The sequence below is a fragment of the Vibrio hippocampi genome, assembly GCF_921292975.1.
Lineage (GTDB): Bacteria > Pseudomonadota > Gammaproteobacteria > Enterobacterales > Vibrionaceae > Vibrio > Vibrio hippocampi.
On record NZ_CAKLCM010000002.1, the window covers coordinates 2,264,797 to 2,289,743 of the forward strand.

22 protein-coding genes are annotated in these 24,947 nt (G+C 44.7%); 9 read left to right on the plus strand and 13 right to left on the minus strand.

Features of this window, described 5'->3' with window-relative positions:
• Positions 1–77: 77 nt before the first annotated feature.
• The 4 genes from hslV (at position 78) to rraA (ending at position 3,825) form a co-directional block, all read left to right on the plus strand.
• Positions 78–611, plus strand: a complete 534-nt coding sequence (hslV, locus tag L9Q39_RS12500) for an ATP-dependent protease subunit HslV (protein WP_237485363.1) — start codon at positions 78–80, stop codon at positions 609–611.
• 55 nt (positions 612–666) lie between these two features.
• Positions 667–2,001 (plus strand): ATP-dependent protease ATPase subunit HslU, encoded by a 1,335-nt coding sequence (gene hslU, locus L9Q39_RS12505; protein ID WP_237485364.1) that lies wholly within the window; start codon positions 667–669, stop codon positions 1,999–2,001.
• 313 nt (positions 2,002–2,314) lie between these two features.
• Positions 2,315–3,232: a 1,4-dihydroxy-2-naphthoate polyprenyltransferase gene (locus tag L9Q39_RS12510; RefSeq protein ID WP_237485365.1), complete on the plus strand. Its 918-nt coding sequence runs from the start codon at positions 2,315–2,317 to the stop codon at positions 3,230–3,232.
• Positions 3,233–3,306: 74 nt separating this feature from the next.
• A complete protein-coding gene (gene rraA, locus L9Q39_RS12515; protein ID WP_237485366.1) occupies positions 3,307–3,825 on the plus strand; it encodes a ribonuclease E activity regulator RraA in 519 nt (172 codons plus the stop codon).
• Positions 3,826–3,942: 117 nt separating this feature from the next.
• Here the strand turns inward: rraA and L9Q39_RS12520 are convergent, their stop codons facing one another.
• The 4 genes from L9Q39_RS12520 to L9Q39_RS12535 form a co-directional block, all read right to left on the minus strand.
• Entirely contained in the window at positions 3,943–6,201 is a 2,259-nt protein-coding gene (locus L9Q39_RS12520) for an N-acetylneuraminate synthase family protein (RefSeq protein WP_237485367.1), read from the minus strand.
• Positions 6,202–6,203: 2 nt separating this feature from the next.
• Complete coding sequence (locus L9Q39_RS12525; protein ID WP_237485368.1) at positions 6,204–6,884, minus strand: acylneuraminate cytidylyltransferase family protein; 681 nt, start codon at positions 6,882–6,884, stop codon at positions 6,204–6,206.
• Positions 6,885–7,125: 241 nt separating this feature from the next.
• Positions 7,126–8,085, minus strand: a complete 960-nt coding sequence (locus L9Q39_RS12530; RefSeq protein WP_237485369.1) for a hypothetical protein — start codon at positions 8,083–8,085, stop codon at positions 7,126–7,128.
• A 106-nt stretch (positions 8,086–8,191) separates the two neighbouring features.
• A complete protein-coding gene (locus L9Q39_RS12535) occupies positions 8,192–9,358 on the minus strand; it encodes a nucleotide sugar dehydrogenase (protein WP_237485370.1) in 1,167 nt (388 codons plus the stop codon).
• 272 nt (positions 9,359–9,630) lie between these two features.
• Between L9Q39_RS12535 and galE the strand changes: the two genes are divergently transcribed.
• Positions 9,631–10,644 carry a UDP-glucose 4-epimerase GalE gene (gene galE, locus L9Q39_RS12540; RefSeq protein WP_237485371.1) on the plus strand — a complete coding sequence of 338 codons (1,014 nt, stop codon included), beginning with the start codon at positions 9,631–9,633 and terminating at the stop codon, positions 10,642–10,644.
• A gap of 103 nt (positions 10,645–10,747) precedes the next feature.
• Here the strand turns inward: galE and cysN are convergent, their stop codons facing one another.
• From cysN to L9Q39_RS12585, 9 genes are all read right to left on the minus strand, one after another.
• Positions 10,748–12,157, minus strand: coding sequence for a sulfate adenylyltransferase subunit CysN (gene cysN, locus L9Q39_RS12545; RefSeq protein ID WP_237485372.1), 1,410 nt, complete (start codon positions 12,155–12,157; stop codon positions 10,748–10,750).
• 46 nt (positions 12,158–12,203) lie between these two features.
• Positions 12,204–13,166 (minus strand): DHH family phosphoesterase, encoded by a 963-nt coding sequence (locus tag L9Q39_RS12550; RefSeq protein WP_237485373.1) that lies wholly within the window; start codon positions 13,164–13,166, stop codon positions 12,204–12,206.
• A gap of 1 nt (position 13,167) precedes the next feature.
• Positions 13,168–13,812 carry an adenylyl-sulfate kinase gene (cysC, locus tag L9Q39_RS12555; protein ID WP_237485374.1) on the minus strand — a complete coding sequence of 215 codons (645 nt, stop codon included), beginning with the start codon at positions 13,810–13,812 and terminating at the stop codon, positions 13,168–13,170.
• Positions 13,812–14,726, minus strand: a complete 915-nt coding sequence (gene cysD / locus L9Q39_RS12560) for a sulfate adenylyltransferase subunit CysD (RefSeq protein ID WP_237485375.1) — start codon at positions 14,724–14,726, stop codon at positions 13,812–13,814. The genes cysC and cysD overlap by 1 nt, the downstream gene beginning before the upstream one ends.
• A gap of 57 nt (positions 14,727–14,783) precedes the next feature.
• Complete coding sequence (locus tag L9Q39_RS12565) at positions 14,784–16,517, minus strand: SLC13 family permease (protein WP_237485376.1); 1,734 nt, start codon at positions 16,515–16,517, stop codon at positions 14,784–14,786.
• Between the two features lie 206 nt (positions 16,518–16,723).
• A complete protein-coding gene (locus L9Q39_RS12570; RefSeq protein ID WP_237485377.1) occupies positions 16,724–18,940 on the minus strand; it encodes a YjbH domain-containing protein in 2,217 nt (738 codons plus the stop codon).
• 11 nt (positions 18,941–18,951) lie between these two features.
• Positions 18,952–19,728, minus strand: coding sequence for a capsule biosynthesis GfcC family protein (locus L9Q39_RS12575; protein ID WP_237485378.1), 777 nt, complete (start codon positions 19,726–19,728; stop codon positions 18,952–18,954).
• A gap of 64 nt (positions 19,729–19,792) precedes the next feature.
• Positions 19,793–20,434 carry a YjbF family lipoprotein gene (locus L9Q39_RS12580; protein ID WP_237485379.1) on the minus strand — a complete coding sequence of 214 codons (642 nt, stop codon included), beginning with the start codon at positions 20,432–20,434 and terminating at the stop codon, positions 19,793–19,795.
• A gap of 337 nt (positions 20,435–20,771) precedes the next feature.
• Positions 20,772–20,993 (minus strand): hypothetical protein, encoded by a 222-nt coding sequence (locus tag L9Q39_RS12585; RefSeq protein WP_237485380.1) that lies wholly within the window; start codon positions 20,991–20,993, stop codon positions 20,772–20,774.
• A 268-nt stretch (positions 20,994–21,261) separates the two neighbouring features.
• Here L9Q39_RS12585 and rfaD point away from each other — a divergent pair, with 268 nt between their 5' ends.
• The 4 genes from rfaD to L9Q39_RS12605 all read left to right on the plus strand — a co-directional run bounded on the left by rfaD (position 21,262) and on the right by L9Q39_RS12605 (position 24,940).
• A complete protein-coding gene (gene rfaD / locus L9Q39_RS12590) occupies positions 21,262–22,203 on the plus strand; it encodes an ADP-glyceromanno-heptose 6-epimerase (RefSeq protein ID WP_237485381.1) in 942 nt (313 codons plus the stop codon).
• A gap of 155 nt (positions 22,204–22,358) precedes the next feature.
• The gene (gene waaF, locus L9Q39_RS12595; protein ID WP_237485382.1) at positions 22,359–23,390 is read left to right on the plus strand and encodes a lipopolysaccharide heptosyltransferase II; all 1,032 of its coding nucleotides are present in this window, start codon (positions 22,359–22,361) and stop codon (positions 23,388–23,390) included.
• Positions 23,391–23,544: 154 nt separating this feature from the next.
• Entirely contained in the window at positions 23,545–24,561 is a 1,017-nt protein-coding gene (locus L9Q39_RS12600; RefSeq protein ID WP_237485576.1) for a glycosyltransferase family 2 protein, read from the plus strand.
• Entirely contained in the window at positions 24,545–24,940 is a 396-nt protein-coding gene (locus tag L9Q39_RS12605; RefSeq protein ID WP_237485383.1) for a GtrA family protein, read from the plus strand. Before L9Q39_RS12600 ends, L9Q39_RS12605 begins: the two co-directional genes overlap by 17 nt.
• Positions 24,941–24,947 lie beyond the last annotated feature (7 nt).

The following is a 24,947-nucleotide window of genomic DNA, read 5'->3' on the forward strand; positions in this document are numbered from 1 at the left end:
TTCCTCCTTGAAAACAACGCCAACTATCCCTATATCCAGATAATAACCATTCAGAAACAAACCATGAGGCAAACGTCGTGACTACTATTGTATCTGTACGCCGTAATAATAAAGTTGTCATCGCAGGCGATGGGCAAGTATCGCTAGGCAATACCGTTATGAAGGGCAACGCTCGCAAGGTGCGTCGACTTTATAACAACCAAGTATTGGCTGGCTTTGCTGGTGGCACCGCTGACGCGTTTACTCTGTTTGAACGCTTTGAAAGCAAACTGCAAATGCATCAAGGTCATCTGACCAAAGCTGCGGTTGAGCTGGCAAAAGATTGGCGCAGTGACCGTGCTCTGAGAAAGCTTGAAGCCTTGTTAGCCGTTGCGGATGAAACCGCCTCTCTGATTATCACCGGTAACGGTGACGTCGTGCAGCCGGAGCATGATTTGATTGCTATCGGTTCAGGTGGCAGCTTTGCCCAAGCCGCAGCAACCGCCCTGCTTGAGAACACTGAGTTGGATGCGCGTGACATCGCCGAGAAAGCATTGAAGATTGCTGGCGACATCTGTGTATTTACGAACCACAACCACACTATCGAAGAACTAGAAATCGACCAAGAATAAGGTCTAAACACCACACATAAACAAAGATAGTGTTTAAGAAATTTAAGGATTTCCTATGTCTGAAATGACTCCAAGAGAGATTGTCCACGAACTAAATCGTCATATCGTGGGTCAAGAGAAAGCGAAGCGCTCAGTCGCTATTGCACTTCGTAACCGCTGGCGCAGAATGCAGCTTGATGACAACTTACGTCCAGAAGTCACACCAAAGAACATCCTCATGATCGGTCCAACTGGTGTGGGTAAAACCGAGATCGCACGCCGCCTAGCTAAACTGGCCAACGCACCGTTTATCAAAGTGGAAGCGACCAAATTTACTGAAGTCGGCTATGTGGGTAAGGAAGTGGAAACCATTATCCGCGATCTCACCGATGCCGCAATTAAGATGACGCATCAGCAAGCGATGGAAAAATTTCAATTCCGCGCGCAAGAACAAGCTGAGGAACGTATTCTTGATGCGTTATTGCCACCCGCTCGCGACGCTTGGGGACAAAACGAAACACCGGCAGACACCAGTTCCAGCACTCGCCAGACTTTCCGCAAAAAACTGCGTGAAGGTAAACTCGATGATAAAGAGATTGAAATCGATATCGCCGCACCACAAATGGGTGTCGAGATCATGGCACCTCCTGGTATGGAAGAAATGACCAACCAGCTGCAAAGCATGTTCCAAAACCTAGGTGGTGATACCAAGAAGAAACGTAAGCTGAAAATTAAAGATGCGTTCAAAGCGTTAACGGAAGAAGAAGCCGCTAAGCTGGTCAATCAAGAAGAATTGAAAGAGCAAGCGATCTACAACGTCGAAAACCACGGCATCGTGTTTATTGATGAGATTGACAAGATCTGTAAGCGAGGTGAGTCATCAGGTCCAGACGTCTCTCGTGAAGGCGTACAGCGCGATCTACTGCCATTAATTGAAGGTAGCACCGTCTCTACCAAGCACGGCATGGTAAAAACAGACCATATTTTATTTATCACCTCGGGTGCATTCCAGGTCGCTAAGCCATCGGATCTTATCCCTGAGCTTCAAGGTCGCCTGCCGATCCGCGTTGAACTAGAAGCGTTAAGCAGCGAAGACTTCAAACGTATCCTAACGGAACCCAAAGCGTCACTGACCGAGCAATACATCGCTCTGATGAAGACCGAAGAAGTGACTATTGAGTTTACTGCTGACGGCATCCAACAGATCGCCGATGCCGCTTGGACGGTTAACGAGACCACAGAAAACATCGGTGCTCGTCGCCTACACACCGTTATGGAACGCCTAATGGATGAGATCTCATTTGACGCAACGGACAAACCAGGTTCCACAATGGTCATCGATTCCGCTTACGTCAACGCTCGTCTGGGTGAGTTTGTTGAAGATGAAGACCTAAGCCGCTTCATTCTATAAGCTTAAAAACGCTATCAGGTTAGACTGCGCCCCTTGATTGCTCTGACAATCAAGGGGCGTTTTTTTGTTCTGCCACCATTACCTTGAACGTCTAACTGGTATCTTTGGATATTTAACTTGGACATTTAAATAAGATTTACTCTCAAGGGTGCCTGCATATTGCAGCAAGATGGGGTTATATAACGACTCTTTATTTAGAACCACTGAATCTTCGAATCGTTGCCTTGTCCACAAACCACGCAAATCTCGCTGAACCTCGCATCTTGAGGTAACTTGGGTATACTAACAAAAAGCTTTTTCAATCAATTGCATTATGAACTCATCGATTCAAATCTGGCTTGATGCCGCTAGACCCAAAACCTTGCCATTAGCCTTAGTCTCCATTGTCACTGGCAGCGCCCTCGCTTTCTCTTCTGACAGTATGTCATGGAGCGTCACTCTGCTTGCCCTTGCCACGGCAACGCTATTGCAAGTTCTGTCCAATTTAGCCAATGACTATGGTGATGCCGTCAAAGGCACTGACAATGAACAGCGCCTTGGTCCAATGCGTGCGATTCAGTCTGGTGATGTCTCTGTCCATTCGATGAGAAAGGCGATTATCATCAATGTCATCGCAACCATCCTTGTGGGTCTCACGCTGCTTTTTCACGCCCTTGATTCCTTACAAAATATTATCGCTTTCATCCTACTTGGGCTGTTAGCCATTGCCGCCGCCATTGCCTACACCATTGGCAACAAACCCTACGGCTACGTCGGACTTGGCGATATTTCAGTCTTTATTTTCTTTGGGCTGCTTGGCGTTTCGGGCAGCTATTTCTTGCACACTGGTCACTTGGACTATCGACTCTTTTTACCCGCCATCGGCTGTGGTCTGCTTGCGGTCGCGGTTCTGAATGTTAACAATATGCGTGATATTGAAAATGACCAAGCCTGCGGGAAGCGAACGGTTGCAGTGCGTCTAGGTCAACAGAAAGCGAAACTCTATCACTGCGCTTTACTACTCAGCGCTCTGCTCTGTTTCGCACTCTATCTGATGATTCAACCGACGCCTCTTTGGGTGAGCCTACCATTTTTAATTAGCTTATTGATTGTGGTTAAACACGGCAAAGCGGTGTGGCAAGCCACCAAACCAGCGCAGATAGCGCCTATGATGCCAGTGGTGGTGAAATGCTCGGTCATTACCAATATCCTGTTTGCGGGAACCGTTATAGCTCAAAGTCTTATCAGTTAATTGCGTATTGTCATTGCATTGACCTATCCAGCAGATATACTCAAAACTGTTTGTTAACTAATAGAAGAGCCGCCATGGAATACAGTACCTCAGCCTTATGTGACATCTATTTGGAACAGGTGGATGTTGTTGAACCTATGTTTAGTAACTTTGGTGGCAGAGCCTCATTCGCAGGTCAGGTCACTACCATCAAGTGTTTCGAAGATAACGGCATTATCCGCGATATCCTAGAACAAGACGGCGAAGGTCGCGTTCTTCTTATCGATGGCGGTGGCTCACTACGCAAAGCACTTATCGATGCCGACATTGCCCAGCAAGCAGAAGAGAGCAACTGGGAAGGCATTATTGTTTACGGCTGTGTACGCGAAGTGGACGAATTAGAAGGTATGGACATCGGCATTCAAGCCCTCGCCTCCATTCCTGTCGGCGCAATCCAAACTGAAGTAGGTGAAGTCGACATCCCAGTCAATTTTGGCGGTGTAACTTTCCTACCTGAAGACTATGTTTATGCGGATAATACTGGGGTGATTTTGTCTCAGGAGTCGCTGGATGTGTCTTTGGAAGATGAATTTGATGAGGCAGAAGCTGAGTAGTTATTTCATTCTCTCATCAAGAAGAAATATTAAAAAAAACGAGTTCATATGAACTCGTTTTTTTATCTAGGATAAAGTGCCCTAGGAAAACCTAACTGTATATTCTGAGGTCTTTAATCACTTGGCGTTTAACACGGTTTCTAGAGATGCTAAGCTTTTCCAGAATCCTTCACCATTATTTTTGTGACCTTGCCAAATTTCAGGTATCCAAGTGGTATTCGGCGCGTCAGCTTCAAGCGCAGAAAAAACAGTAATAAAGTCCACGTCACCATCTCCAATCTGCAAGCCTTCACCATCAGCACCTTTCGCATCAGAAATATGGTGATGAGCTGAATACTTGGCAATGTCTTTAGCGAAATCGTTCAGATCCCACTTATAGTAATTACATGCCAGTGCAGTATGAGATAAATCAAAACAGATTCTGTAGTTGTATTGATGACAGAACTCGATGATTTCATCCTTATCTACAAACAAGTTGTGATATTGCTGACCACCAAAATGCCATGGGAATGGAGGCATAGTTTGTGGAATTAACTCTACGCCTTCAGCGTCTAGCATGGAGAAGCTTTCAGCCACTTTCGCATACAGGGCTGTTCTTTCACTTTCAGACACAAATCCATCAGAAGTAAAGCCACCACAGTTAACCACAATACAGACACGATCATTCTTGTTACGGAAGTACTGTTTGACATCTCGAGCCATATCAATCACACGCTGCATGTGCTTGATAGATTGTTGACGATATTCTTCATCTGGAGAGCAAAGGTCAAGTACATGATCATTTTCAAAGAGTTCTGGAGCATGGATAGCCACATCCATATTGTAATTGCCATTCAAGTACTCAGTAATATCAACACTGAGGTCTTTGTAACTTAAATGGAACTCAATCATTTCTAATTCACCACCAGCACAAATAGTCGCAAAATCATGATATCTAACCGGAATACCATACTTTAACGGCAGTTGATATTTGCGCGCTTGAACCACATTTCCATCGATATCACTCTGATAAAAAAAGTCGTTCTTAGCGATGTCACGTACTGCAACACGATTAACCAAGTCACCCATTTTATAAGGTGCCAAACCTTTACCTGGTGATTTGATAGCCAGCATTTCTTCAGTAATCACATCACCTTTTGAAATTGCCACATTAGCGACGACACTCTTCGCCAAAGTCTCACGGTTCATCATTTCACCCTGAGTGATGGTCTTTGAAATATCCGCACTACCTAACGATTCTTCAACCGCTCTAATCGACATCACCATGTTTTTGAACTCATCTGGAAGCAGACTTACTTTGTGGTCATTACCTTCCATAGATTTATCAACGGTGAAATGCTTTTCGATGATTTTCGCACCCAATGGAACACTCGCAATCGGAATGGCAATCCCACGCTCATGACCAGAATAACCGATCACAGTACGCCCCAAAGCTTTTAAGCGATCTAGATAAGCAAGGTTGACGTCTTTGAAGGGTGCAGGATAAGTCGAGTTACAGTGCAAAAGAGCAAAAGAAGCAGACTCTTGCTCCAATAGTTCAACCGCGGCAATGATTTCCTGCTCAACACTCATCCCTGTAGAAAGGATCAATGGCAGCTTCTTGGCAGCTAAATGTTTAAGTAACTTATGGTTAGTTAAATCTGCTGACGCTACTTTAAACCCAGCAACGCCGATTTTTTCTAGCTTATCCGCACTTGATTCATCAAATGGAGTACAAAGAGCAAGGATGTTTTTCTGCTTACAATAAGCAAACAACTCGATAAATTCGTCATCTGAGAGTTGGAATCGCTTCAACAAATCCAGAACATATTGAGCCCCCAAATCTTGTGATGCATCGTTATCATCACCTTCATTGTTATACATGCTCGCCATATCACGCATCTGAAATTTAACGCAATCTGCCCCAGCATCGACCGCTAAATCGACTAACTCTTTGGCTAACTCAAGAGAGCCGTTATGATTATTGCCAATTTCGGCAATGATAAATGATGGCTCTTGATCACCGATACGACGACCAGCAATCTCAATAACAGGCTCATCATTACCGATCACACCTACCAGCAAATCTGACTTATCAAGAATTGGGACATTCTTGATCTTACTCGACAGTAAGTTGTAGCCATTAGAAATAGATTGGTCATTATAAATATATTGAAAATCACGGTTTGCCGCTTGTACGACCGTCGCGGTCAGATCTTGGCTCTTTTCAACTAAGTAACGACGTATATCACCGTCTGCTAGTGCCCCAATGACAGAGCCGTTATGATCAACGACGAAGAGTATTTTGGTCTTTTTTTCTGATAGCTTTTCTAGGGCCTGTAGCAGCGTAGAGGTATAGGAAATTTTAAAGCTTTCGGTATCTCGATTGATATACATTGCTATTTACTCATTAATTGTTCGATGATGTCAAAATCTACAAAGGTGTCTATCTCAAAGCCCGTTTCTTCTCTCATGACGTGTACGCCTACCGAGCCATTCAAACGGCATTTGGATGCGAGTAGATCCTCTGTTTTCATCACGTAAATTGAACCATTTTCTTGGTACTCTTTAATTTCTTGGCGCATCTTACGATTATTTGGATCATAGTTTACCGGCGTCGCCACACCAGCATCATCCGTTCTCCATAAGAACTTGTGATTTTCAACCACACTCAACGCACTATCAAATTGACCATTGGTCACCAAACCAAGGCAATCTTCTATATCATTCAAATCACGGATAGGACTAGTACATTGTAAGAAAACGAGATGGGATGCTTGATAGCCTGTAGCAGTTAGTTCATTAATCGCATGAATTAATGCATCTTCAGAGGAAGCAAAATCGCCACTAATATCATCAGGTCGTTTGATTACTTCAGCGCCGTACTGAACTGACACCGCGCCAATCTCATCACAGTCTGTGCTGACAATAACTCGATCAATGCTCTTAGTTGCGACAGCTTGTTCAATTGAGTAAGCAATTAACGGCTTTTCTAAAAGAGGCTTGATATTTTTTTTAGGCACCCCTTTAGAGCCCCCCCTTGCTGGGATAATCGCGACCACATTATTGCTAATTGTCATTTTGTTACACTCTCTTTCAGCTTTTTTTGTTTATTTTTCGTACTGTCTACGCACGATTCAATGGCTACTTACGATTCTACATCAATTAGCATCAACAGGCGTAATTCCACTGGGAAAATGGATAATGATAAATTCATGCTCAACATGTAGCATAGTTAGAATTTCCTTGGCTAGCCAAGTCTATATCAATCCCATCATTGGTAACCCACATCCAACAGTTACTGTCCAAATTGCGTTTTTATCACACTAACTGTTTGTCGATTTTTATGGTTTCAATACCAATTTCTGAGTAGTAAGCGTTAATATTATTGGCAGATACTACTCTCTTAGGATCAATATAAAAGTCGGTAATATCAAAATTCACTAACTCAATATTTTCATACTCAATAAAAATATTGTAGGCGACGGTTGAAGCAAATGAAGCGATCACTGATGGGTAGTCTCGCGACTGTTGCAGATACAACTCAAACGGGAGGGTCATGGTTTTGACTGTGTACCCGATACTCGCAATTTTTTCGAGCTTATCTTGTGACTCTTCTCGGTGCGGGAAGTAATAAACTTGATCCTTGCTCTGCTTATACAAGTTATAGACATAGGATAAAAACTTAAGTTCTTGGTCTGGGCTCACGATATGTGCTTCAGAGAACTTCGATCCCATAACAAACACGCTACTGCCTATCTCGACCTTCTTTGGTACTAGCGCATGATGATCAAAATAGTTTTTTCGACCTTCTGGATACTGAGTAAATTTAAACACCGAATAAAGATTCGGTCTAATCACCTTATCAACGTTTGGTAACAATGCAGGTTTAGTTTTGTTGATACTGCGCTGAGCGGTAATAGTGTAAGCACCATCATCTAGCAACAAGACTTTTTTGGGCATCAGTAAGAAACCTAGCCTGCGCATATGTTTATTGCGGTATTCCCCGTAAAAGTAATAATTGACCCGATGCTTTAACAGCGACAGCAAAGGCGACACCACTTTACCAAAGGTTTTAACCTTCTTGCCGCTCTTACTTTCGTTGATGTAAATTATCTTTGAGAACAGAGCCTTATCCAACACTCGCACCATCTGATTGGTATTATTCGTACTGTTAGACATATTGATGACCAAAGCATTATTGATCAGTTTTAAATCCTCGATAGCTTTTTGAGCCATCTTTAACTGCAGAGGGCTCTCTACATTAAATACATTAATCACTTAGGCTACCTTTATAAAAAACAAATAATACTTGTGACTCTCGATAACAACATGGTCTTGCCATATTCAAGCAGTAAAACGATGCCATCGGTGATCTATCGACTCGTTAATCACTACCAAAAAGGTCTCGAGTATAAACCTTATCGGCAACATCCTTAATCTCATCCACCATACGGTTAGAGACTATCACATCACAGGTCGCTTTAAATTCGTTAAGATCTTTGATCACTTCAGAATGGAAAAATTCCGCTTCTTCAAGCACTGGCTCATACACAACAACCTCAATACCTTTGGCTTTAATGCGCTTCATGACCCCTTGGATACTTGAAGCACGGAAGTTGTCCGAACCGGATTTCATAATAAGACGATAGATACCCACGCGTTTTGGATTTTTGCTCACAATCGAGTCAGCAATAAAGTCCTTACGCGTGCGATTCGCTTCCACAATGGCACCAATAATTTCGTTCGGCACATCTTGATAGTTAGCGCGCAGTTGTTTGGTATCTTTTGGTAAGCAGTAACCGCCGTAGCCAAAAGACGGATTGTTGTAGTGATTCCCAATACGTGGGTCTAAACCGACACCTTCAATGATCTGACGCGAGTCTAAACCATGGGTCTCCGCATAGGTATCAAGTTCATTAAAATAAGACACGCGTAAAGCAAGATAGGTATTTGAGAATAGCTTCACCGCTTCTGCTTCAGTTGAATCAGTAAATAACACCGAGATATCTTGCTTAATTGCACCTTCCACTAATAGGTTAGCAAACACTTCTGCACGTGCGCTGCGCTCACCGACAATAATGCGTGACGGATGAAGATTGTCGTACAGCGCTTTACCCTCGCGTAAAAATTCTGGCGAGAAGATAAGATTGTCACAAGCAAACTCTTGCTTAATACGCTCAGTGTAACCGACCGGAACCGTTGATTTAATCACCATCACCGCATCAGGGTTAATCGACATAACATCTTTGATCACGGCTTCAACTGAGGATGTGTTGAAGTAGTTGGTTGCAGGATCATAGTCGGTTGGCGTGGCGATAATGACATAATCTGCCCCTTGGTAGGCAAGTTGCTTATCCAGTGTTGCTTTGAAATTTAGAGACTTATTCGCCAGAAAGTCTGAGATTTCATCATCGACAATCGGAGATTGTTGATTATTCAGTAAATCAACTTTCTCTGCCACAATGTCGATCGCGACGACTTCATTGTGTTGCGCCAACAACATTGCGTTAGACAGGCCAACATATCCGGTACCTGCGATTGCTATTTTCATTTTCATGACCTTGTAATTTGATAACTAAGCATGTAGCCAAGTTACCTCAAGATGCGAGGTAACTTGGGTATAAGTCTACAACATGCCTGTTTAGACGGGTAATCATACTATTGCATCATTAAAATCTAAACTATTGAATGGATATGAATGGGATTTGGCTCCAAGTCACTTACTAAAGTGTAATTTCCCAGTAACGATACAGACATCAATAGGTATATCTTTTACACTAGAATCATACAAATATAGAGTCATCAACGTTTAAGGTTAGGTCAATGAATATTCTAGTAACCGGTGGAATGGGCTACATAGGTAGCCACACATGCATCCAGTTGATCCATGCTGGCATGACACCCATTATTTTCGATAATTTAGACAACAGCAAGGCATCGGTGCTGCCACGAATTGAAAAGGTATGTGGTCAGCAGCCGCAATTTATTCAGGGCGACATTCGTAACAAACAACGGCTGATTGAGGTGCTAAAACAGCACGATATCGATGCCGTCATTCACTTTGCGGGTCTAAAAGCGGTCGGCGAATCAGTGCAGAAACCGCTCGAATACTACGACAATAACGTTAATGGTACCTTGGTGCTGGTTGATGCGATGCGTGAGTGTGGCGTGAAAAGCTTAGTGTTTAGCTCTTCAGCAACGGTATATGGCGATCCGGCTTCAGTGCCCATCACAGAGTCTTTCCCAACGAGCGCCACCAACCCATACGGACGCAGTAAGTTGATGGTCGAAGAGTGCCTGACCGACTTCCAAGCTGCGAATCCAGAGTGGAGCATTACCTTACTGCGTTACTTCAATCCGGTTGGCTCACACCCAAGCGGCGAATTAGGTGAAGATCCACAGGGTATTCCGAATAACTTGATGCCTTTTGTTTCTCAAGTGGCGGTCGGTCGTCGAGAGTTTCTATCGGTATTTGGTAGCGATTACCCAACCAAAGATGGCACTGGGGTTCGTGACTATATTCATGTGATGGATCTTGCTGACGGGCATATCGCTGCACTGCAAAAAGTGGGCAGCCAATCGGGTTTGCATGTCTACAACTTAGGGACGGGTAACGGCTCGAGTGTATTAGAAATGGTGGCTGCATTTGAACAAGCCAGTGGTCAACCCGTACCTTACCAGTTGGTGGAACGTCGTCCGGGCGACATCGCTGAGTGCTGGGCAGATCCTAGCAAAGCGGAGAAAGAGTTAGGCTGGGTAGCCACTAAAACACTGGAAGACATGACACAAGATACTTGGCGCTGGCAGTCTGGGAACCCTAACGGCTATCCGGAATAGGTCGTTGTAACACGGTAAGCATCAGACTCATTGTTTCAGAAAAATAAAAGGCTCAGCGACATTCAATGTCCTGAGCCTTTATCGATATTATCACTCTAACAGCTTAAATCTCCGCACAATCCCATTCTGGATAGTGCTTACGGATATAGGCGTTCAGCTCTTTATCTGCTTGCGAGTAAATTCTGCCTTCTTCCTCGCTACCCGTTGCAATCTTGTTCACCATACCCGCGCCGACAGTCACATTGCTATGGCGATCAATGACAACAAACGCACCGGTTTGTGGCAATTCGCGATACACATCAACAGCCACTTTATCGGTGAGCGAAATACTAGACAAAGCAATCTCATTCAGTTCCAGGCTCTCACTGCCCTCTGCGTGTTGCTGCAAGGTATTCACGTCCACCTTATGAGCAATGTCAGATACCTTACCAGTACACGATTTAGTCGCGAACTTGAAGATATACTCTTTGTGAGTGCGCATTGGATTTTCATCCATCCACACTATATGCGCATCCACTTTGTTGGTCACCGCAGGCTCATGACCTGACAACACCAACATATCACCGCGAGAGACGTCAATTTCATCTTCCAAGGTCAGTGTGATGGCTTGACCTGGATAAGCGGTATCAAGTTCACCATCATGCGTATAAATCGCCTTAACACGCGATGCTTTACCTGACGGAAGTGCGGTCACTTCGTCACCGACTTGTACCACACCAGACGCTAGCGTGCCGCAGAATCCGCGGAAGTCTAAGTTTGGACGATTCACATACTGAACCGGGAAGCGCATACGCTTAAGATCTTTATCTTGACCAATCTTCACCGTCTCAAGCAACTTCATGAGTGTCGCCCCAGGATACCAACCCATATTCTCGCTTGGGGTAACAACGTTATCCCCTTTTAGCGCTGAGATAGGCACAAAGCGAATATCATCGATATTGAAGTTCTTCGCCATCTCGCGATAGTCAGATTTGATTTTTTGGTAAACATCTTGGCTGTACTCCATCAAATCCATCTTGTTCACCGCAACAATGATGTGTTTGATACCCAACAAACTACAGATGTAGCTGTGACGCTTAGTTTGCGTCTGAATACCGTAACGAGCATCCACCATCACGATAGCAAGATCGCAAGTCGATGCGCCCGTCACCATATTACGAGTGTACTGCTCATGCCCAGGAGTGTCGGCGATGATAAACTTTCTCTTATCGGTAGAGAAATAACGATAGGCAACATCAATGGTAATGCCCTGTTCGCGCTCCGATTGCAGACCATCCACTAGCAGTGCAAGATCAAAAGCTTCATCAGTGGTATTAAACTTCTGCGAATCTTTTTCAATTGCCGCCATCTGATCTTCGTAGATCAGTTTGCTATCAAACAGCAGGCGACCAATCAAGGTGGACTTACCATCATCAACGTTACCGCAGGTCAGGAAACGCAGCAGATCTTTGTTTTCATGGACTTTGAGATACGCTTCGATATCGGTAGCGATCAATTCAGAAGAGTGAGACATGTCTATATCCTTTTAGTAAAAAATGATCTCGTCACTTTTTAAATGTTTATTGGTAGAAACGATTCAGTGCGTCAATAAAGTCCGCTTTGCTCGTAACAGGGAGTTGGTTAATCCCTGCTGCGGCTTTACGCCCACCTCCGGTTGGAAAAGCAGAGCAAATCTCATCTGCGCCAACGCGATTATTAAGGGGGGCTCTTACACTGACGGTATAGTCGTTTCCACTGCTGTTGAGTGTCAGTACGCCATGGGCTGTACTCGGAGCTAGGTTGGCTAATTCGTTGCCGAACACACCACTGATACGTCTTGCCCACGCTTCACAAGGCAACTCAAACACTCGGGCAATTGAGTTATCACTAATCGGCGTCAACTGTTCGACGTTGTGATAATCGGACGCATAGCCTTGCTTAAGAATGTAATATGGCGAGGCGAGATCCTCTCTCAGTGCCAATGGACAAGGGTATTGCAGCAATTGGCGGTATAACTCAGCAGGCTCAATGTGCAGATCATCCAGTGAGGCACCATAGCCGTTGTAGTTGATCAGTGTGCCTAACTCTTTTAGGAACTCGGTATCTTGCTCTGATAACCCAATGTCATTGGCCAACGTTTCTGCACTTGCAAACAAGTTGTCACCAAAGGCAGCGGCAACCGCCCATTTAGCAAACTGTCCATTGAGTTTTTGGTTGATCAACAAACTGGTGCAAACTTCGGCATCCAAATTGATCAATGCTGTTAGCTTGTCTGAGGCCGGTATTTCACCCGCTCGATGGTGATCGCAATAGAAGACCTCAATATCTTTGTCCAGCAGCTGATTCAACGGTTCAAGATTCTTTTCCATTGAAATATCCAGAGCCGTCACTGAACTCACATCGCTGTTGTCCACTATCTTGCTTAGTAGCTTAATATCTCGCTTCACACCCGTTACCAACACAGACTCTTTAGGCTCAGCAAGGCGCATCTGAATCAATGCAATAATGCCATCGGCATCGCCGTTAAATAGATCGTAATGCATACTAACCCTCTCCCAAAGTGAGATAACCGAGTTCGGCCAGTTGTGCGACCACATATTCTGCACACTCTTCGACACTTTTATCCGCGGTTTGGACATGAATTTCCGGGTTCACCGGTGCTTCATAAGCAGAATCAATGCCAGTGAAGTTTTTAATTTCACCGGCGCGCGCCTTTTTATACAAACCTTTAGGGTCACGCTGCTCACATATCTCTATCGGTGTATCGATAAACACCTCAAGAAACTGCCCTGCCTCTAACAGATCGCGAGCTTGCTGGCGGTCGCTAATAAAGGGCGAAATAAAAGCCGACAGCACCAAGGTGCCAGAATCGACAAATAGCTTGGCAACTTCCCCAATGCGACGGATGTTCTCAACTCTGTCATCATCGCTAAAACCCAAGTCTTTATTAAGACCATGGCGAACATTATCACCATCAAGTAAATAGCTGTGTTTACCTAAGCTCAGCAGTTTGCTTTCGACCGCATTAGCCACGGTAGATTTTCCGGAACCACTAAGACCGGTAAACCAAAGCACGGCTGGCTGTTGCTGTTTAAGTTCAATGCGGTCTTGATGACTCACGGTGGTGTTATGCCAAACCACATCATCACTCACGGAGTCGTTTTGTTTACGCTCGTAAGGTGTGGTCATTAGAAATATCCTTCTCGCTTTTTCTTCTCCATCGAGCCAGAACTATCATGGTCAATCGCGCGACCTTGACGCTCAGAAGTCGTGGTGAGCAACATCTCTTGAATCACTTCCGGTAGTGTAGTGGCTTGTGACTCAACCGCACCGGTCAGTGGATAACAGCCCAAGGTACGGAAACGCACCATTCTCTCTTCAACCACTTCATCCTGTTGCAACTCCATGCGCTCATCGTCCACCATGATAAGCATACCGTCACGCTCTACCACTGGGCGCATTTCAGAAAGGTACAAACCTGGGATCTCAATGCTCTCAAGATAGATATATTGCCAAATATCCAACTCAGTCCAGTTGGATAGCGGGAAAACGCGGATACTTTCGCCCTTATTGACCTTACCGTTGTAAATATTCCAAAGCTCAGGACGCTGGTTTTTCGGATCCCAACGATGGTGTTCATCACGGAAAGAATAAACTCGCTCTTTGGCACGAGACTTCTCTTCATCACGACGTGCGCCACCAAAAGCCGCATCAAAGCCATGCTTGTCCAGCGCCTGTTTTAGACCTTGAGTCTTCATGATATCCGTATGTTTTGAACTGCCGTGAACAAATGGGTTAATGTTCATCGCCAAGCCTTCTGGGTTTTGATGCACAATAAGCTTCATGCCCACTTTTTCCGCCATCTGGTCACGGAACTGGATCATCTCTTTAAACTTCCAAGTGGTGTCGACGTGCATCAGTGGGAAGGGCGGGACGCCCGGAGCAAATGCTTTTTTCGCTAGGTGCAGCATGACCGACGAGTCTTTACCTACAGAATAAAGCATAACTGGGTTATCAAACTCTGCTGCGACTTCGCGCATAATATGAATCGACTCAGCTTCCAACTGCTTTAGGTGAGTCATACGTTCTGGAGAAATCTTCATTCTCTGTTCCTGTATAAATATTTAAAGAGATAACATTGCCGTGTACTAACCCTGTTACTACACGCCATAAATCAAGGTGATTGCAGAGACAACAAGAATGCCGTAAAGCAGCCCGATTGGCGCCCCTACTTTCACAAAGTCTATTATTTTATAACGACCGACGTTGTGTACCATTAAATTAGTCTGATAACTGTACGGACTAATAAAGCTGGCACTTGCTCCAAATGCAACCGCTAAAATATAGCTATGCAGATTGCCATCCAAACCTATCGCTAAGCCATGAGCAATAGGAAAAATTAACGCGGCGGCGGCATTATTGGTGACTAATTCTGTTAACAACCAGGTTAACACATACACTATCACCAAACCGACAAAGGGCGTAAAGAACTCTTGGTTGTTACTTATGACGGTGTCCAATATCAATAAGGCGTTGGTATTAATCAAGGCTTGAGAAAGGAGCAGTGCCGAGGAGATGATCACCCAAATCTGTATCGGTAAGCGTTGCAAAATCTCATTGGTAGTCAAACATCCCGTTAACAAAAGTACACCCAGCAACACCAGCATGCTTTGAAACAATGGAACCACTTCAAGTGCCGCCAACACAACCGCACCAAAAAAACCGAAGATTGATAACCCCTCTTTGCTACCTTGTAATTGGTGCTCGGTTTCTATGCCGCTGAGCATAAAAAAGTTTTTGTTTAGATTACGTCTCGCCTTAAAGTCCTCACCGACGGCAAGAATCAAATAGTCACCGGGGCTCAGCACCATCTCCCCTAATTTCCCTGAAACCTGTTCTCCATCGCGCTTCATCGCCACCACGGCAGCATCAAAAAGTGCTCGAAAACCCGCTCTCTTAAGCGTTCTGCCCGAAAGCATACTGCCGGGGCGGATAACCACCTCAATCAGGTTATCTAAAGGTAAGCCATTTTGATGAGCAAACAGATTGAGCCCATCAAACTGGTTCAGTAGCGTCACTTTTTTAATATCACCACTAAACATTAAGCGGTCGTCGGGTTTGATCACCTCTTGTGGGGAGACTGGAGAAATCAGTCGTCCTTCACGCAAAATCTCCACCAAAAACAGCGATTCTAAGTTTCTTAAGCCATTGGCTTCAATAGTACGACCGATCAAGTTCGATCCGCGCTCAACCTTAGCATCAAGAAAGTAACTCGCTGCAGATAGAGAATCTTTCCCACGATTTGGCAATAAGCCTGACAATAAAAACAGTAACAAGCCACAACCCATCACAACAATAAGTCCGACTAAGGTAAAATCAAAAAACCTCAAACTGGGAAGATTGGCTTCCAATACCATGCTGTTGACGATCAAATTGGTTGAGGTCCCCACTAAGGTCAACGTACCACCGAGAATGGCCGCATAAGAGAGCGGTAACAATAATCGACTCGCTGAATGGTGTGGGTTGTTACGGATCGGTGCGATCATGGTCGAGACCACCGCTGTATTATTCAAGATAGCGGATGAAATCGCGGTCAGGCTAAATAAACGTAACCAAGTTAAGTGATAACTTGGCTTAATAATAAAATTAGCGATGCGCCTAAGCAGTTTGGTTTTTTCTAGTGCTAGAGAGCAAATCATTAGTAACATAAGAGTCAATAGCCCTTGATTGGCAAAGCTATTGATCACCTGACTGGTCGTCACTAGGTTAGTCAAATAAAGCACCAGCAACAGCAAACCGAATACTCTTTCAGGTTTACTCTGATATTTGATTAACCCTACGATTGTGGCGATAAAAAGTGCGAGAACAATGTAAGGAGAAAAGGTGGCCAGCATAATCCGTTCTGTTATCAACTATAATCCTGTCATTTTGAATTGCATATCGTACTACAAAAAAAGAGCACTAAAACAAACATATGGCAATAAAGACAAATATATGGGAATAAAGGCTAAACTTTTCGACCGTTTTATCCCTAATACCTAAAAGGACAGGTCTCATGTTATTAGAAACCTGTCGCTTGATTTGCGAGCAAGGAACAAGGTTACTCCACCTGACTAGGTCTTTGGAACCAAGGCGAGCGAGCATCTGTTAAATCAAACAACTGATACTTCCTACCCAACATCTGACCGCCATCACGGGTAATCGGCTGCCAAGAAATATCTGCTCGATTGTTGCTTGGCTTGACCGTCATCACATCAAATGGGATCGAGACATAGAAGCCCTTGGTAAAGCTACCTTCACCATAATCTTCGGTGCTCATATCAGTGAAGCTGGCATAAGCGCCGGCAATCACTCCACTGTCGAACTGTTTAGAGAAATCAATTCGAGTCCCGAAGTCACCCGCTAAGAACTGACCCACGCCAACTTTCAACAAGGTACTCTCCAGGAACTGCCATTGTGGCATGTAATATCCGGTCACAAAACCAGTGACACCTTGCGATTGCACTTGATAATAGACACCATCTGCATTGCTATATTGACGATCTTCGCTAAACAGCCCAAATACACTATCCGGATCTCGCTGAGAAACTAGGTTAACATCCGCACCTATGGCCCAATTTCGATTTAATGGACGATATAACAACTCACCACCCACACCAGCAAACATACTTTCTAGGTAGCCGCCATAAGCTTGCGCATACACGCCATCGACGACTTGGTTCATATACGTTAGCTGCAAGTTATTAACCCATGCGGCGTTGTCAGAGACATAAGAGCGGAACAAGGTTCTTACCCTTGGTACGCTGGTACCATCGGGCGGCACTTCGTAATTAAACTTATCGTAGTTGTCGATAAGATTAAAATGCAATCCACCAGAAGCGATTAAATGACGCGTTAAGCGATATTCTGCCGCGGCATTAAGACCAATTTCGTAAAGATAGAAGCCCTCTGCTGAGCCAAAAGACTGTGCGAGACTTGGCGAAATTGAATAATCAAAGCGCTTAAGGTTATCAACATAAGGGTCATCGGTTAGACGACTCGGTACTTCTTGAGGGTCTGATTTTACTTGTGCAAACTCACTACCTAGCAAAGGTGTGCTTTGCTGAGACTTATATTCGAAGCTATCAATATCAACGGAGGTGAGCGGCATATTTTCAGCGGTTTCAACAATCCGGTAGTGAGTAATAGTCTGCGGTACAAAGCTAGCGATAATCGCCGCAGCACGCTGTTGGGCCTGCTCTCTATCGCGATACTTAGTCTGAGTCGCCGTCACGATAAGCGTGTTGTTTTCAATATCAATACGAGCATCACTATAGCCGGCATTACTCTGTAACTGTTTCGCTAGCGAGTCCCAGTTAACCTGTTCGATAGACGGTGCGGCTTCACTGGGTCTTGGTTTAAGTGCTGGTTCATCTAGCCACATGGCTTTCATATCATTGAAATTGGTGCGCATCGTCAGACCTAACGCAAGAGCATTACCTCTTTGATAACTCACCCTTGCATCGCCCCAGTCGCCCAGTCGATAAAGAACACCAACGTTCCAAGGCGTTTCCGGTGTCATATCGACATCACGACCACGTAATACTGCAAAGTCTTGTGAATAATCATTGGAGTCATATTCCAACTTAAAACGCAACGGCTTCCAAGGCGTTTGATATTCAATCCCACCAAACAGTGCAGCCGGTCCTTTAAACCAACGATCATAATCGACACTGCCTCCGTTACCACGAACATCAGAAGGACGATCGCAGAACTTATCGCTCGCCTTACAAAATGGATTGGTGATGCTATCACGCGTTCCTAGATAACCCCAGCCCATACCCAAGGTAAAATCGAGATTGCCAAAGCGTTTCGTTGCCGCGATAAACTCGCCATCAAACAATCCGGTGCCGCCAAAATCCCTAAAGCCGACCGAGGTCTCCGGGAGAAAGGTCGATTCTTGCCATAAACGGATCTTAAAATCGATGCCTTTATCGGTATATTTGGTATCACCACTAAAGCTTGGCGAATGGCTATAAAGACTATCCTGAACCAAGGTATAGCGTATCGTTGTCTCCAACCAAGGCATTACCTGTAGATTAACATTGTATTTATGATATTCATCGCTCCAATCACCATTGAGACTAAACTCCCCCTCAGCAGCCATTCGACCAGATGGCATCTGCATCAGACCCACGCCTCCAAAATCAGATTGAGAAGGTTTGAGTACCGTAGGCGAAAAAGCATCCGCCAGCAACACAGGCGAAAACAACGAAGCAATAAGACCTGACAACAAGGTCGGACGTAAACCAGAATGAGATAAAATATTCGCAGACATCGCGCAACAACCTATTGTGAATAAGAGACTTTATTGCTCAGCAGTTGAGCAATGTCGGCATTGAGAGATTGATAGTCACTCGGTAAGTTATCAAAGGGAACCCAAACTAAGGCACCCGGTGCAATAAAATGCGGTTGGAAGTTCCAAATACCATACTGCGCGATTTGCACTTCACCGGTGGGTTGCACCACTAAAGCATAACTGCCACTCGCAGCATCGAGTTTAACACTGCCGATATGCTCGAAGTAGTCAGATAAGAACCATCTCGCCTTATGAGACAAGGATTGCGGCTTTTTGACTGCCCCCAAAAAGTACACTGAGTTATCACGAGGAAACAGGTTAAGTTCAAATTGCCCCGCTAAAATCGGGTTGGCATCCAGTTGCGATTGCACATCATCAAAATCCAGGGACACCCACTGTCGCGACTTAAACTTCATGGCTTGTAACTGGTTCAAAATGCTTTTCGCTCCGGAGTTCGGATACTCATTTTGCAGTTGTTGCAACCTCATCAATACAGCTTGCTTTTGACTTTCAATCTCTGCTTGTTTTGTCAGATCAAAGAGTTGTGCTTGCCATGAAACATATTGCCATACTGAACGATCTGGCTGTTCCTTAACCGCACGCTGGTGAACATCACCCAATAGCTGCTCAAGAGAGGTCGGTTGTTGATAGTCAAAACTCACTTGTTGCTGGGGGAGATTGACCTTAAGTGATGCAGCGCTTACGGGAAAAACCAGTGATAACAAAGGTATCGCGAGTCGTAGTAATCTTATGCTTCCTTGGTGCATTTTTATTTTTCCTGATGTTATGGCCGTGCTAGGTGCTAGGTGCTAGGTGCTAGGCAGAGATTAGTTAGATAGTTGGAGCCTTTAGTAGAGTCATTTCTATCTTGTGCATCTGTGGACCAATATATTCTATTTGTTTGATCACTTGATTGCTGACGATATCTTTCCAGTAATAATTGGTGATCTTAGCGTCGATCGCGTCGAAGCTCACCGTCTCTGCATATTTTCTGGTGTTGTAATTCTGCAAAGGGGTTGAGATGCTTTCTTGAGTTAACGCAGTCTGTATCGCAATGCCGTTGTAGCCGTAGCGATATTGTGGCGACCAATCATAGGTGACGGACCAAGATGTGTTGGTTTGTGCTTTACGTTCCAAGCCAACTAAGTTGTCTCCAAGCAAGCCGAGTGTTTTCACAATACGTCCTTGTTCAGTAACGATCATGGCTCTGTCGCTGGACATCCATTTGTATTGCGTATAACCCGTCAAAGGATTTTGTTGTGCGAAAGCCAGCACCATAAATATCTGAGCGCCATCGTTAATACGCACATAAGTACTGGCATAAGGAAGGTCACTGATTTGCTCTGCCGTTAAAACCGCATCATCGGGACCATAAAAAGCGTGAGAAAAGGTGGCGTTCACATCCTGAAAACGCTGAGAGCAAGCTGTCAATAACAGCAGTGACAACGACAAAACTAACCTTTTAGTTTTCAAAACTACGTCCTTGAATAAATTCTGTTGCATCTATTTTCACCAAGATGCCAAATAATGAAGTCGATTCAATAAATGAATAAATGAGATGTTAGCTTAGCGATATTACAAGCTATTAAAGTAATTAAAGCCAGGTAATTATCTTGATTAATTTTAGCGTTAAGCGTCTAGCATCGTTAATCGTACTCTTTAATCCGTATACTGCTCCACAGCATTGCCCTAGAGATTGGTTCTGTCGATAAAACAAATGACCTTATCGATATAGCAAATTATCTAGAAGACAAAACAAAGCCCCCGCCATAACTAGCAAAAGGGGCTTTAGAGTCTATATCAACAGCAATTACTGACCAGCAGTTACAGTTGTTGTTGTTGCATTGTCGTCATCTGAAGAGATAACAGCAACTGCACCAACAACAAGCGCAGCACCAGCAGCCATACCGCCAGACACTGCTGCACCCGAACCAGCTGCTGCTGCATTCGCAGCACCTGCCGACTCTGCTTCAGCGAATGCCGGAGAAGACATTGCTGCAGCCATCGCCATTACTAGAGCGATTTTTTTCATTGTCGCATTCCTTAACTTACTAAATTATCGATAATTCAGTGCAATCAGTTGAAGACACTGACCTCTAATAGTAGTCGAAAATTTCCGCTAATGAAACGGACATTTCCCCTCATCAAGATATTTACCCAAAATAATAGGATTAATAATCATTATTTACTTATCAGTCATTTGTGACCTCATTGACGACCTAATCAGCTTGCCCCTTGTGGGCAGCCAAGATGATTTCCTATATAATTGCCAATAATTTAATTCAAAAACGGAAGCACTTATGATCATCGTAACTGGCGGAGCTGGCATGATTGGCAGCAACATCGTGAAAGCACTCAATGAAGCGGGCCACAATGATATTCTGGTTGTCGACAATCTTAAAAACGGTCGCAAGTTCCAAAACTTGGTCGACCTTAATATTACCGACTATATGGATCGCGATGATTTCCTTACCCAGATCATGGCTGGTGATGACTTCGGTCCTATTGACGCGGTGTTTCATGAAGGCGCTTGCTCAGCAACCACTGAGTGGGATGGAAAATACATGATGCTCAACAACTACGAGTATTCAAAAGAGCTTCTGCACTACTGTCTAGACCGTGAGATTCCTTTCCTTTACGCCTCTTCGGCGGCAACCTACGGCGAAACCAAGATCTTTAAAGAAGAGCGCCAATACGAAGGCGCGCTCAACGTCTACGGCTACTCAAAACAGCAATTCGACAACTATGTACGCCGCCTATGGCAAGATGCCAAAGAGCATGGTGAAACCCTTTCGCAAATCACAGGTTTCCGTTACTTCAATGTCTACGGTCCACGTGAACAACACAAAGGCAGCATGGCCTCTGTTGCATTCCACCTCAATAACCAAATGAACGCAGGTGAAAATCCAAAACTGTTTGAAGGTAGTGAAGGTTTTAGGCGTGATTTCGTCTATGTGGGTGATGTTGCCGCCGTTAACTTATGGTTCTTGCAAAATGGAACCTCGGGTATCTTCAACCTCGGTACGGGCAATGCGGAATCGTTTGAGGAAGTCGCCAAAGCGGTTATCCAGTTCCACCAACGTGGAGAAATTGAAACGATTCCTTTCCCTGAGCATTTAAAAGGCGCTTACCAAGAGTTTACTCAGGCCGATTTAACCAATCTCCGCGCTGCGGGTTGCCAACATAGCTTCAAGACTGTCGCACAAGGTGTGGCGGAGTACTTGGCGATTGTTAATGGCTAATTGTTATTGCTAATTTTTAACTGTTAATTGTTAGCCAATAACCCTGAGATTAACCAAGTGTTATACTCACTCATAAACAAGCAAAGTAAGTAGTTACTTTGCTTGTTTCATTAGCCTAATCAATAGATCGAACAGACCCTTTCGGACCCGATACAATGAAAATTCTAATTATAGGCCCATCCTGGGTCGGTGATATGGTGATGTCGCAAAGCCTGTACAGCGAACTGAAACATCGTCATCCACAAGCACAAATCGATGTCCTGGCTCCAGCATGGTGTAAGCCAATCCTTGAGCGTATGCCAGAAGTGAATCGAGCGATTGAAATGCCTATCGGTCACGGCTCATTTGACTTAGCGGGTCGTTGGAAAATTGGTCGTCAGCTCAAATCTGAGCAATACAGCCACGCTTTTGTGTTGCCGAACTCTGCCAAATCCGCATTGATTCCTCTGTTTGCTCGTATTCCAAACCGTATCGGCTGGAAGGGAGAAAGCCGCTACGGCCTGCTCACAGACCTGCGCCCTAACAAACGTGACTTCCAGTTTTATGTCGAGCGTTTTGTCGCCCTTGCTTCCAGTAAAGCCGCAATGAAACAAGAAGTGTCCATAGAACACTGCCCAAGACCTAGTCTGTCGGTGAATCCACAACAGCAACAACAAACCCTAAGTAAGTTCTCACTTACCCGCGAGTCCGCGATTATTGGTATGTGCCCCGGGGCAGAGTTTGGTCCAGCAAAACGTTGGCCAGAACAGCATTACACCTCGGTCGCTCAGCAACAAATCGACAGTGGCAAGCAGGTTTGGTTATTTGGTTCCGCCAAAGATAAAGAGACAACCGATAAGATTCGCAATGCCCTAACTCCCGAGGCTCAGCAGTCCTGTTTTAACCTTGCTGGCGCAACTTCACTCACCGAAGCGCTCGATCTTCTTGCCGCTTGTAAAACTGTCGTCAGTAACGACTCAGGTTTGATGCATGTCTCTGCGGCTGTGGGTTGTAATATCGTTGCGGTTTATGGTTCTACCTCGCCAGATTACACCCCGCCATTAACGGATAAAGTTCGCATTATTCATACTGATATTGAATGTCGTCCGTGCTTTAAACGAGAATGTCCCCTTGGACACCTTAAATGTTTAGTCGACCTTGAGCCGCAACGAATCATTACCGCGATAGAAGAATTAGAAAATACTTAAGTGAAATGCCCTTCCAATCTCAAAGATTTGGGAGGGCATCTTGTATCCAAATGGCGCTTTATAGGGCTGTTCACGATTTTTCTATCTACGCTAAGTTAACATGCAGCTCTAAGCTAACATTCACCATTGACTGCGAGTGGCTATTATCATGTCTATGCCAACCCCCACCATTTCTGTTATTTGCCCTTGCTACAATGAGCAAGAGGGCTTAAACAGCTTTATGCAACGCATTACTCCTGTGCTCGAACAAACCAACTTGGAGTATGAAATCCTACTCATCAATGATGGCAGCAAGGACAATACACTTGATGTGATCTACCAATTGAGTGAACAGAACACCCGAGTTCGTGCCATCAATTTATCTCGCAACTTTGGCAAAGAAGCCGCTCTGACCGCGGGGATTGATCGCGCCAAGGGAGAAGTGTTGATCCCGATCGATGCCGATCTGCAAGATCCACCAGAGCTGATCCACGATTTTATCCGCGAGTGGCAAAAAGGTTATGACGTCGTGGTGGCAAAACGCGTCGACCGTAGCAGCGACACTTGGGCTAAGAAATTCTCGGCAGAGATGTTCTATAAGTTTCACAACATGGTTGCCCAAGTCGAGATCCCAGAAAACGTCGGCGATTTCCGCCTAATCAATCGTCGAGTCGTGCAAGCGATTCAATTACTGCCCGAGAACCAGCGCTTTATGAAAGGGGTGTTCTCTTGGGTTGGCTTTAAAACCTCGGTGGTGGAATACAAACGCGATGCAAGGGAAGCTGGTGAATCGAGCTTTAATGGTTGGAAACTATGGAACTTCGCACTGGACGGCATCACAAGTTTTAGCACTGCCCCGCTGCGTATCTGGCTTTATATTGGCTGCGTTATCTCGGCTCTGTCTTTCCTATTCGGCAGCTTCACGATATTAAAAACCTTAATGTTTGGTATCGACGCGCCCGGTTACGCTTCCATGCTCACCGTTATTCTGTTCTTGGGTGGCGTGCAGTTGATCGGAATTGGCGTATTGGGTGAATATGTTGGGCGACTCTATATGGAATCCAAACGACGTCCGATTTATATTGTTGAACATGATGATGCAGAATCAGCTAGCGATCCCTTTCATCACAACCCTGTTGAAAGCCCATCATTAACCCAAGAGAAGAGTGAACACTTTGACAAGTTGGCGTGACAAACTGTTAGCAATAAGAATCGTACGCTTCGGGTTGGTCGGTGGGATTGCCACCGCGATCCACCTCAGTGTTGCCTTTGCTTTTCTCTATTTAATTAAAGACAGTGTCTTGCTCGCGAACATACTGGGGTTCTGTTTGGCATTTGTCTTCTCTTACTTTGCACAAACCAAACTGGTTTTTCAGCGCCAACTCAACTTGCACAATGCCCTACGTTTTTTCATGGTGCAGTTTGGCGCATTAATGCTTAGTCAAGCCAGCAGTGCATTACTGACCCACAGCAACAGTTACCTTAAGGTGCTGTTTGTTGTTATTATATTGCCTATTATCACTTATTTGATTCATCGCTTTTGGACCTTTGCTCAACCAAGCAAAATCTGATCAATCG

Excerpts from the sequence above, each read along its gene's own strand:
- L9Q39_RS12525 (WP_237485368.1), bottom strand. The coding sequence starts at position 6,884 with ATGACAATTAGCAATAATGTGGTCGCGATTATCCCAGCAAGGGGGGGC.
- cysC (WP_237485374.1), bottom strand. The coding sequence starts at position 13,812 with ATGACCACACCTTACGAGCGTAAACAAAACGACTCCGTGAGTGATGAT.
- rraA (WP_237485366.1), top strand. The coding sequence starts at position 3,307 with ATGGAATACAGTACCTCAGCCTTATGTGACATCTATTTGGAACAGGTG.
- L9Q39_RS12570 (WP_237485377.1), bottom strand. The coding sequence starts at position 18,940 with ATGTCTGCGAATATTTTATCTCATTCTGGTTTACGTCCGACCTTGTTG.
- galE (WP_237485371.1), top strand. The coding sequence starts at position 9,631 with ATGAATATTCTAGTAACCGGTGGAATGGGCTACATAGGTAGCCACACA.
- L9Q39_RS12510 (WP_237485365.1), top strand. The coding sequence starts at position 2,315 with ATGAACTCATCGATTCAAATCTGGCTTGATGCCGCTAGACCCAAAACC.
- L9Q39_RS12600 (WP_237485576.1), top strand. The coding sequence starts at position 23,545 with ATGCCAACCCCCACCATTTCTGTTATTTGCCCTTGCTACAATGAGCAA.
- L9Q39_RS12585 (WP_237485380.1), bottom strand. The coding sequence starts at position 20,993 with ATGAAAAAAATCGCTCTAGTAATGGCGATGGCTGCAGCAATGTCTTCT.
- waaF (WP_237485382.1), top strand. The coding sequence starts at position 22,359 with ATGAAAATTCTAATTATAGGCCCATCCTGGGTCGGTGATATGGTGATG.
- L9Q39_RS12565 (WP_237485376.1), bottom strand. The coding sequence starts at position 16,517 with ATGCTGGCCACCTTTTCTCCTTACATTGTTCTCGCACTTTTTATCGCC.
- L9Q39_RS12550 (WP_237485373.1), bottom strand. The coding sequence starts at position 13,166 with ATGCATTACGATCTATTTAACGGCGATGCCGATGGCATTATTGCATTG.
- L9Q39_RS12520 (WP_237485367.1), bottom strand. The coding sequence starts at position 6,201 with ATGTATATCAATCGAGATACCGAAAGCTTTAAAATTTCCTATACCTCT.
- L9Q39_RS12575 (WP_237485378.1), bottom strand. The coding sequence starts at position 19,728 with ATGCACCAAGGAAGCATAAGATTACTACGACTCGCGATACCTTTGTTA.
- cysD (WP_237485375.1), bottom strand. The coding sequence starts at position 14,726 with ATGAAGATTTCTCCAGAACGTATGACTCACCTAAAGCAGTTGGAAGCT.
- L9Q39_RS12535 (WP_237485370.1), bottom strand. The coding sequence starts at position 9,358 with ATGAAAATAGCAATCGCAGGTACCGGATATGTTGGCCTGTCTAACGCA.
- hslU (WP_237485364.1), top strand. The coding sequence starts at position 667 with ATGTCTGAAATGACTCCAAGAGAGATTGTCCACGAACTAAATCGTCAT.
- rfaD (WP_237485381.1), top strand. The coding sequence starts at position 21,262 with ATGATCATCGTAACTGGCGGAGCTGGCATGATTGGCAGCAACATCGTG.
- cysN (WP_237485372.1), bottom strand. The coding sequence starts at position 12,157 with ATGTCTCACTCTTCTGAATTGATCGCTACCGATATCGAAGCGTATCTC.